This is a genomic window from Burkholderia sp. GbtcB21, from assembly GCF_019091065.1.
Taxonomy (GTDB): Bacteria; Pseudomonadota; Gammaproteobacteria; order Burkholderiales; family Burkholderiaceae; genus Burkholderia; species Burkholderia pyrrocinia_C.
Genome location: NZ_JAGXKA010000011.1, coordinates 271,268 through 280,880 on the forward strand (window position 1 = coordinate 271,268; position 9,613 = coordinate 280,880).

The 9,613-nt window shown below is 64.5% G+C and carries 9 protein-coding genes and 2 pseudogenes; 8 read left to right on the plus strand and 3 right to left on the minus strand.

What is annotated here, in order from left to right:
• Positions 1-146: 146 nt before the first annotated feature.
• The 5 genes from KVT39_RS24195 to KVT39_RS24215 are packed head-to-tail and all read left to right on the plus strand — an operon-like array spanning position 147 to position 6,199.
• A complete protein-coding gene (locus KVT39_RS24195) occupies positions 147-890 on the plus strand; it encodes a (Fe-S)-binding protein (protein WP_105391342.1) in 744 nt (247 codons plus the stop codon).
• Entirely contained in the window at positions 887-2,260 is a 1,374-nt protein-coding gene (locus KVT39_RS24200) for a lactate utilization protein B (protein ID WP_131946223.1), read from the plus strand. Before KVT39_RS24195 ends, KVT39_RS24200 begins: the two co-directional genes overlap by 4 nt.
• Positions 2,257-2,856 carry an LUD domain-containing protein gene (locus tag KVT39_RS24205; protein WP_131946222.1) on the plus strand — a complete coding sequence of 200 codons (600 nt, stop codon included), beginning with the start codon at positions 2,257-2,259 and terminating at the stop codon, positions 2,854-2,856. The genes KVT39_RS24200 and KVT39_RS24205 overlap by 4 nt, the downstream gene beginning before the upstream one ends.
• 17 nt (positions 2,857-2,873) lie before the next feature.
• Positions 2,874-5,030, plus strand: coding sequence for an FUSC family protein (locus KVT39_RS24210; protein ID WP_217590363.1), 2,157 nt, complete (start codon positions 2,874-2,876; stop codon positions 5,028-5,030).
• A complete protein-coding gene (locus KVT39_RS24215; RefSeq protein ID WP_217590364.1) occupies positions 5,027-6,199 on the plus strand; it encodes a porin in 1,173 nt (390 codons plus the stop codon). Before KVT39_RS24210 ends, KVT39_RS24215 begins: the two co-directional genes overlap by 4 nt.
• A gap of 225 nt (positions 6,200-6,424) precedes the next feature.
• Here KVT39_RS24215 and KVT39_RS24220 read toward each other — a convergent pair.
• Positions 6,425-6,784: pseudogene (locus KVT39_RS24220) on the minus strand (porin); the annotation flags it as partial.
• A gap of 85 nt (positions 6,785-6,869) precedes the next feature.
• Between KVT39_RS24220 and KVT39_RS24225 the strand changes: the two are divergent.
• A pseudogene (locus KVT39_RS24225) lies at positions 6,870-7,013 on the plus strand (chromate resistance protein ChrB domain-containing protein); the annotation flags it as partial.
• 4 nt (positions 7,014-7,017) lie between these two features.
• Here the strand turns inward: KVT39_RS24225 and KVT39_RS24230 are convergent.
• Positions 7,018-7,491, minus strand: a complete 474-nt coding sequence (locus KVT39_RS24230) for a DUF4426 domain-containing protein (RefSeq protein WP_217590366.1) — start codon at positions 7,489-7,491, stop codon at positions 7,018-7,020.
• 222 nt (positions 7,492-7,713) lie between these two features.
• Positions 7,714-8,181: a CreA family protein gene (locus KVT39_RS24235; RefSeq protein ID WP_254640620.1), complete on the minus strand. Its 468-nt coding sequence runs from the start codon at positions 8,179-8,181 to the stop codon at positions 7,714-7,716.
• Positions 8,182-8,452: 271 nt separating this feature from the next.
• Between KVT39_RS24235 and KVT39_RS24240 the strand changes: the two genes are divergently transcribed.
• Together KVT39_RS24240 and KVT39_RS24245 are read left to right on the plus strand one after the other, a co-directional pair.
• Entirely contained in the window at positions 8,453-8,929 is a 477-nt protein-coding gene (locus tag KVT39_RS24240; RefSeq protein WP_217590368.1) for a carboxypeptidase regulatory-like domain-containing protein, read from the plus strand.
• A 281-nt stretch (positions 8,930-9,210) separates the two neighbouring features.
• Positions 9,211-9,552: a DUF1924 domain-containing protein gene (locus tag KVT39_RS24245; RefSeq protein ID WP_254640629.1), complete on the plus strand. Its 342-nt coding sequence runs from the start codon at positions 9,211-9,213 to the stop codon at positions 9,550-9,552.
• Positions 9,553-9,613 lie beyond the last annotated feature (61 nt).

Sequence of the window (9,613 nt, forward strand, 5' to 3'; positions counted from 1 at the left end):
TCCTGCCGTCGATGGCCGGCCACGTCCGCCGCTTCTTCTTGCGCCGAGCGTCGCCGGTCGAGTTGACGTAGCGGGCATCGCGTGGCGTCGTTCCAGGTGGCCATGCCGAACGTTGAACCTGCAAACCCGTATCAGGAGTCGCTGCATTGAAAGTTGCCTTGTTCATCCCGTGCTTCATCGACGCATTTTTTCCCGACGTCGGCATCGCGACGCTCGAACTGCTCGAGCGCCTCGGCTGCGACGTCGATTATCCGCTCGACCAGACCTGCTGCGGCCAGCCGATGGGAAACAGCGGCTGCGAAAAGCAGGCCGCGGCCACCGAGAACTTGTTCGTCAGCAACTTCGCCGGATATGACTACATCGTCGCGCCGAGCGGTAGCTGCGTGCATCACGTTCGCGATCACCTGAGCGCGGCCGACCAGACGCCCGGCGCGATCGAGGTCCGGCGCAATACATACGAGCTGGTCGAGTTCATTCACGATGTGCTGCAGGTTCGCGAATTTCCGTGGGCGGAATTTCCGCACAAGGTGGGCCTGCACAACAGTTGCGGGACGCTGCGCGGCCTGAAAACCGCCAGCATGTCCGAAATCAACGGCCCGTTCTTCTCGAAACCCCTGGCGCTCCTGAAGGGCGTGAAGGGCATCGAGTTCATCGAGCCGGATCGTCCGGACGAATGTTGCGGCTTCGGCGGCACGTTCTGCGTGTCGGAGGAGCCGGTATCCGCGCGCATGGGGGCGGACAAGGTGCGCGATCACGCGCGCAACGGCGCCGAGTACATCGTGTCCGCCGACTCTTCTTGCCTGATGCATCAGCAGGGCTGCGCCGAGCGTCTCGGACTCGGCCTGAAGTTCATCCACATCGCGAGCATCCTGAATGGGGCACCCGAATGAAACGCATCGACCATGCCGGTTACTCGAAGAAGTTCATCGCGGACGAAAAACACGTCGAATTCCATGACAAGCGCCTGTGGGGCCTGCGCACTGCGCGCGATGCGGCGGTGCACGCGATTCCCGAGTGGGAAACGATGCGCGCGCTCGCGTCGGCGATCAAGGAGCATACGCTCACGCATCTGGCCGACTATCTCGAGCAGTTCGAGCGCAATGCCGTCGCAAACGGCGTGATCGTGCATTGGGCGAAGGACGCCGAGGAGCACAACCGGATCGTCTACGGCATTCTGCACGGGCGCAACGTGCGCACGCTCGTGAAGAGCAAGTCGATGCTGACCGAGGAGTGCGACATGCGCCCGTACCTGGAGGCGCGGGGCATCGCGGTCGTCGAAACCGACCTCGGCGAGCGGATTCAGCAACTCGACGACGAGCTGCCGTCGCACATCGTCGTGCCGGCCGTGCACAAGCTCGCGACGGACGTGGCCCGGACCTTCGCGGACTCGTTCGGCACCGATCCCGCCGAAAGCAGCATCCCCCGGCTCGCCGAGGCGCAGCGACAGGCCACGCGCCCGCTCATCCTGGCGGCGGAAGCCGGCATGACCGGGTGCAACTTCGCGGTGGCGGAGACGGGCGGCATCACCGTCTGCACGAACGAGGGCAACGCCGACCTGAGTGCCAACGTGCCGCCGCTGCACATCGCGTCGATCGGCATCGAAAAGCTGATTCCGAAGCTCGAACACCTGGGCCTGTTCATCCGCATGCTGTCGCGCAATGCGCTCGGCGCACCGATCACGCAGTACACGTCGCATTTTCGCGGCCCGCGCGACGGCGGCGAAATGCATTTCGTGCTGGTCGACAACGGCCGCTCCGAACGGCTTGCGATGGACGATTTCTGGTATTCGCTCAAGTGCATCCGGTGCGGCGCCTGCATGAATACATGCCCGGTCTACCGGCGCAGCAGCGGCCTGAGCTACGGTGGCGTCTACTCCGGGCCGATCGGCGCGATCATCAACCCGACCTACGACCTGAAGAAATACAGCTCGCTGCCGTTCGCGTCGACGATGAACGGCAGCTGCACCAACGTCTGTCCGGTCAAGATCAACATCCACGAGCAGATCTACAAATGGCGGCAAATCGTTGCCGAGCGGCACGCGCTGCCATTCGTCAAGCAGGAAGCGATGAAGGTGGCCGGCCAGGTGCTTTCCAGACCGGCGCTCTATCGCGCGGCGATCAAGGGGGCCGCCGGCGCGATCGCGACGTTGCCGCGCGCGGTGCTCTACAACCCGCTCAACGCGTGGGGCAAGCAGCGTGAACTGCCGGAGCCGCCGACCGAAACCTTCCGTGACTGGTATCTGAAGAGGAACAAGAAATGAGCAGCCGCGACCTGATTCTTTCCCGCCTGCGGGGCGCCGGACGGTCGCCGCAACCGCTGCCGGCGGTGCCGTTGTTCGATCGGGATTTGCCGCCCGCCATCGACGCGTTCAAACGATCGCTCGACCGCGTGGGCGGCGTCTGGTGCGACGCGCCCGCGGACGGCGACATCGAAGCGCTGATCCGCGCGCGCTTTCCGGATGCACGGACCTTCTGTTCGGCGGTGCCCGAAGTGGCCGGCACGCGGCGCATCGAAGCGGTCGAGCGTCCGCACGACCTGAACGATGTCGATGTCGGGATCGTGCGTCCGGCGTTCGCGGTCGCGGAGACCGGCTCGCTTTACCTGAGCGAGCGCGAGTATCGCGTGAACGCGCTCGGGTATCTGTCGCAACATCTGGTCGCGCTGCTCGATCCGGCGCGGATCGTCGGCAACCTGCATCACGCGTATCACCGCAGCGAGTTCTTCGATGCGCGCTACGCGTGCCTGATGAGCGGCCCGTCGGCGACGGCGGACATCGAAGGCGTGCTGATCCGTGGTGCCCAGGGCGTCCGGTCGCTGACCGTGATCCCGGTCCCGCTCGCGGGTGCGGCGCGATAAGCGGTCGGGAGGGAAACATGGGCCTTGTCTCGACCGCCCGCGACCGGGTACGGCGCTTTTTCAGTCTCGGACGGCGCCATCTGCCGATCGCGGAAGCGCTGCGGGGCGGCCTGATCTGCGTCGTGCCGGCCGTGGCCGCGGCGCAACTGCACATGCCGATGCTGTGCTGGTCGGCGATCGCCGCGTTCTGGACCTGTCTCGCCGACGAGTCCGGCCGCCCGGCAGCGGAGCGCCTGGCCAAAGGCCTGTGGTTCGGCATGCTGGGCGCCGCGGCGTCCGCGATCGCGATCGCGACCCACGCACTGCCGGTGCTGTCGATCGTCATCGTCGGGGCCGTCGCGTATCTCGGCGCGTCGGCGCGCAAGCGGGGCGCGGCGTCGGGCCTGCGCGGCATTCTGACCGCAACCGCCTGCGCCGTCGCCGCGTGCTTTCCGGTGCATGGCATCGCGTCCGCCGCGCAGTACGCGCTGTTCTACTTCGGCGGGTGCGTCTGGGCGGCGTTGGCGGGCATCGGCCTGTGGCAGACCGACGGCAGCGCACGGGCGCGTATGGCCACGATGGCTTTTCTGCACGCGATGGCGACCTTCGTCGAACGGCTCGCGCGTGCTGCGAACGGCGATCTTGCGTCGCTCGAGAGCGGCCGTGCGGCATTGCGCTCGCGGCTCGACGCGATGATCGCCGCGTCGGCGAACCGCCGCGGCGGTCTTCCGCCTCTCTGCGGGAAGTGGGTTGCCGATGCGGAGCGGGCGATGGCGTTGCTCGCCGGCCTCGAGTCGCGCATCGCGGCCGCCAGCGTCGGCGAGCGGCGCGAGGCCGCCGCCGTGCTCGCGCCGGTTCTCGCGCAACTCGCACGTCTCGTCGAAGGCTGCGCCCTCGCCGGTGACGCGGCGCAGGCGCTCGCGCGCGACCGCGCCGGGCTACTGGATGCGCTCGCGCGCCGTGTCGCGCAATACCGGAACCTGCATGACGACGAGGGATCGGCCTGGTTGCGCGCATGCGAAACGTTGATCGCGCGATTCGGGGCCGTGCTGCTGCAGCCGGTGAGCGACGAGATCGCGCCTGACGACGCGGCGCGAAACGAGCCGGCAAAGGGGAAACCCGCGGGCGGCGCGGGCCGGCTCGTCGCGCTGCGCAACGAGATGGCCGCGCCGAACGTGTTCCATCGCTACGCTTCGCGTCTTGGCGTTGCCGCGATGATCGCCGTCGCATTGGCGCGCATCTCCGGCGTGCAGCAGGGATACTGGCTCGCGTTGACCACGATGTTCATCCTGCAGCCGACGCTGTCGCAGACGGTGAAGCTGTCCGGACTTCGCATCGGCGGTACGTTGCTCGGCGCGGTGCTGGCGTCCATGTTGTCGCTGCTGGTCCATGATCCGTTGCTGCTGGCATTGGCGATCCTTCCGCTGGCCACCGGCACGCTCGCGGCCCGCAGCGTGAGCTACGTGTCGTACATCCTGTTCCTGACGTCGCACTTCATCCTGGTCGCGCACCTCGGGACGCCGGTCGGCCCGTCATGGATGCTGGCTGCGCTGCGGGTCGGAAACAGCCTCGCCGGCGTGCTGGTCGGCGTGATCGTCAGCCTGCTCGCATGGCCGGACCGCGAGCATCACCGCATCGGCGAGGTCGCCGATCACGCGATATCGGCCACCGCGACCTACTTGCGCGCGGTCGGCGACGACGATCCGGCGCGTGCCCGCGCGGGCCGGGGCTCGCTGACCGCGCTGCGGCGACGGGCGTGCGTCGCGATCGATATGCTCGATGCGACCATCGCGGCGACGCGCTTCGAATCGATTGCGGCGGACCCGCGCACGGCGAGTGCGAGCGTCGCGATGCAGCAGATGAAAGCGCTGGTGGGCGTGCTCGCGCCGGTCGAGTATCTCGACGATACCCTCGACGCGATCGACCGCGCGGCGATTGCCGCGACGGCGCGCGAGGCCGGGCGACTGATCGCCGGCGAGCCGCCGGCCACCGCGCACGGGACGCGGCCGGCGGGATCGAGCGGGCTCGACCGGGTGTCGGGGCACGCGCGCGAGATCCAGCGGGAAGTCGCGGAGCGCGCGTGGATCGTGCACGTATTGCGCGCGCGCATTGCGACCGGACAGGGTGTGTCCGAGCGTCGCCAAGCGGAAAGGGTGCCCGGCCGTCCGTCGACCCCGTCCAGGCAGAGCGGATGAAACGACGGATTCGGGCGTCCGTGCGCTGCTGCATCGTCGCGCTGTGTGTCCCCGCCGCCGCGCGTGCGCAGGGCACCGTGGCCCTGTCCGGCCTGATCGACGGCGGGATCGCGTTCGTCGACAACCTCGGCAGTCGCCACGGCGACGCGCATGCGTTGCAGGCGAAATCGGGTGACGTGAACGTGAGTCGGTTGACTCTTTCCGGCAACGAGCCGATCGGCGCCGATCTCAACGTGGTGTTTCTGCTCGCGAGCGGCTTTTCGGTCACGAACGGTGCCATCGGCCAGCAAGGGCGTCTGTTCGGCTTCCAGTCCTACGCGGGGCTTGCATCCCGCAGATACGGCACGGTGACGGTCGGCCGCCAGTTCGATTCGACGCTGCAGCTCGTGCAGCCGTTCGCGCTGGGCGGAACGCCCTTCGGCGGAGTCGCGTTCGCGCATCCGTTCGACAACGACAACCTGGCGAACTACACCCGCAGCAACAACGCGGTGAAGTACACCAGCCCGCTACTCGACGGCGTCCGGTTCGGCGCGACCTACGGATTCTCGAACGCGGCGGGCGGCTTTGCGGACAACCGCGGCTACGCGCTGGCCGCCACCTACGAGCGTGGCGCGTTTACCTTCGGCACGAGCTATCTGGCATTCGACCACGAAGGCAATCTCCCACCGGCCAATGCCGACGGCATGGAGCCGGCCGGTGCGCCGTTCAACGCGGCCCGGCAGCGCACCGTCAGCGCGGCGGCCGCCTACACGTGGGGCCGGTTGCGGATCTCGGCCATCGCGACGCGAACGCGGCTCGACGAGGCAACGTCGATCAACAACGTCGCCGATACGCCAGTCGTGCTGCACGACGCGGACATCACGTTCCGCAACGCGGAGGTCAACGCGCGCTATGCGCTGACGCGCCGGTGGACCGTGGCGGCGGCCTACACGTTTACCGTTGCGTCGTTCGACGGCCCGTCCGGACATGCGCGGCCGAACTGGCAGCAAGCCGGAATCATCGGGATCGATGCGCTGTCACCGCGCACCGACGCGTATGCGGAAGCGCTGTTCCAGCACGTGAACGGACTTGACGGAACCGGCATTTCGGGTGCGCAGATTTCGAACTTCTCGCGCGCGTCCGGTGCGAATCAGCTGGTGCTGGCCGTCGGCATGCGACATCGGTTTTGAGTCGGGCGAGGGCTCGGTGTGAACGCGATCGAACGATGTGAAGCCGCTGCACGAACGGGGCGGGCGCTCGTTCTTCAGCAGGTCTTCGGCGGAGAACGGGTTGTGATCGATCGAGTCGATCTCGATAGAACCCGTCCCGTCGAATGCTACGGTCGGCATTCTGCCGAAGAGCGAGGTGCTCGAAGCGACGTGGAAAAACGCTTCCAGCCGTTATGCGAGCTCGAATCAGAACAGGTGCTGGATGTCCGCGTAGATGCCCGTCTGGCTATGCCCGGGTGTCGGATTGTCGTTGTAGCCGCCGCCGGCGGCGGCGTTCGACTCCAGACCGAAGTTCGCGTTCTTACTGTTGCGAACGGTAGCAATCTGCATGTCGAGGAGCGTGCGCTTCGAGATGTTGTAAGTGCCGCCAATCGTGCAAATGTTGGCGTTGCCACCGCCATGATTGGCATTGACGTGATAGACGGCGCCGGTCAAGGCTGCGGCCGCTGTAGCCTGCCACGTCACGCCGCCCCAGACTTGCTGCGTCGAAGTGGTGCCGTTGTTGGCGGCCGGCGCGCCATTTGCGTGCGATGTCTGATGGACGCTGCCGGTGATGCCGTCACGCTGGAACAAGTGCCCGCGCCGGTAAAATCGACGATCGAGCGAAAGCGACAAGGTGGAAGCGCCGAGTCAAATCGGCGCGATCCCCTACGGCGCACCCGACGTCGAGCTTGGACGCCACGGTAAGCGTTGCAGCTTCGATGCGTTTCTCGACAAGCACCAGATGGATGACCCGGCGCGACTCAAACTCGTCGAGATCGTGCGTGGTGCCGATCTCATCAAAACTGTTGTTCGTAGTTGAGCAACACGTGCTCGGGATGCGCTTCTCCATTTTGGGTGATCGACAGTTCGATGTGGTAGGTCCCTTTCCAGCGCGCATCGAACACGTTCCCGTATGTGATCGCACCGCCCTCCCGCACTGGGTCTAGCTGCATCGTCACAGCCTTGGAATGCACCCGGCTGGCCTCGCCGCGAGGTCCTCTGACGACGGCTACGACGTGTGCATCTTCGATGCGTTTTCCTGTCGATTTGTCAAAGAGCGCGACCGTCAGCACGTATAGGTTCACGTTGTGTATTGCTTGCGGGCTGCTGCGGGTCGGCGCCGAGGCTTGGCTCGTCGGGACAACCCCGTAATGGATCGAAAGATCACGAGTCGTCACGCTGCGTGTGAGATCGTCCGCATAAGCAGCCGATATGTTGCCAACCAGCATAAGCAGCCAGACAAGCAGGATCGAGTTAATTCGCAGTCGCATCGGGATCTCCTCACTGAGGCCACAGCTCGCAAGTCCGTGAACGGAGTGGCCAATCGCTGAGTTTTATGCTGGCGCAGAATGAAGGTTTGAGCTTGATGCAGATCAAGCCCCGTCGGCTACGCACCGAATCAGTCGCAGTATCTACTGCATTTCCTCTTTGAATGAGCGCTGCTTTGGGGGAAGTGAGGCGCATCACCGCAGTCGATCGAATCGCGCTCCGAATCATTCGGCTGACGAGCTTTGCTTTTCAGAACGTACGGGAAGGCGAATGACGTCGACATGTCCCGGTAGATCGCCGGCCACGTCGCTCTCGGCGTATGAGAAGTACAACACGACGAGACGCTTCATATCGAGAATACGAATTACGTGTATCGATCGAAATACGGGGTCTATCGATTCGTCGAACACTTGTGCCTGTTGCGGCACATGCGCCGTAGTCGCGAGTGCTCCGACTTGATGGCAGGACACCGACGATTCGCCGTTGCTATGTCTGTCGCGGAACCCGGGGCGTTGGCCGCTTGTATGCGGTTCCGAAACGAAGCACGTCACCCCCTTGAGCAGCGGATCGTCGTACGCGGAAATTCCGATATGGATCCCGTAGCGCTGAGAGTGAGTAGGTATGCGCGCCAATTCTTCAGCAGTGGCAGTTGGCGCGGCGAGCATCGCAAAAACCGTGGAAGCAATCCACATGGCTGTTCGTGGCGTGATCATCGCGGGAGTCCTCAACTGATCATCAAGCTCGTTTCGCCCGCTGTTTGTGGCGTCGAGGCCGATTTGATAACCAGCTTAGGTTTCTGCGTGCGTCGATCGCTTGATTTGAGTCAAGGTCGAACTGGTGGGCGGCAGGATGCTTATGGCGAGAGCAGCGAGATTCGTACGCGTAATCTCCGCGGCCGTCCCGCATCGTTCGTATCCGGGCAATAACGGATGCAAAAGATGCCATGTGCAATCGGAGATGATCATGTGGACCAGAATCGTCGGCGCGCTGTGCACATCGATATGCCTTCTTGCCATGGCAACGAGTACCTTTGCCGATTCGGTGTTGACGCCGGTCGAGCACGACGGGGTAACGTATGTGACGGGCGGCATCGGTGCCGACGAGGCAAGTGCGTTTCGCGAAGTGGCCTCCCGTTATAACTTGCGGATGACCTTTGCATCGAAGACAGGCGAGTACCTGTCCGACGTGGATGTCGAGATCTCGGAGGGTGTACGGCATATCCTCACGGTTCGGACGACGGGGCCGTTCCTGTATGTGCGTCTGCCAGCGGGTCGCTACACGGTATCGGCACGCGATCGTCATCTTAACGAGACGAAGCACGTCCGTATCGATTCTCGTCGAGCCGTCGATGTCAAATTTTACTGGGAAGATCCTGATCGGCACGATGTCATGCGCCTTTGCACAGGGTGCGCGAAGACGGGCCGGCGTATTGCGCGATGACGCGGGTCAGATCTGTTCCGATTGTCCTGGCTGGCAATAGCGCTTGGCGAACCCGATATCGACTGCGTCAAGCCGTCGATACGGCAATCTCCGGTCGGGTTCCTCCGAGTGTTCGAATCGATCGAGCAGGTTGCAGTACGACATTGCGCTGACCACCGGACGCCTGGACGTTAAGAATCCGGTAAGGAATCCGCCCGAACATGAACGCATCGCTCAGGAGAATCACGATGCGGATATCCCATTCATTTCGCGCGCTTTGCGACCCTTGCCTTTGGGCTGCGATGCTGGTTGCCGCCATTGCCAGCGCACATGCCGAAACGCCAGCGCAGTTGCTGAGCGGCTATACAGCGCAGGCAGGCGCGGGTGCAACGCCATCGCGAGGTCAACAGTTCTTCACGTCTCGACACGGGCGCGACTGGAGTTGTGCGACCTGTCATGGCAGCACGCCGACCGGCCCAGGCCGGCACGTCGTCACTGGCAAGGCCATCGAGCCGCTCGCTCCCGCGTTCAATCCGGCCCGGTTCACTGACGGGGCCAGGACGGAAAAATGGTTCCGCAGAAACTGCAAGGACGTCGTCGGACGCGAATGCTCGGCGGCCGAAAAGGCTGACGTCCTTATATGAACACCTCCCTGTTGGCAAGGTCGGGTTTTAGTGTGCGAGACATCGAGGTTGCGTTTGCAGT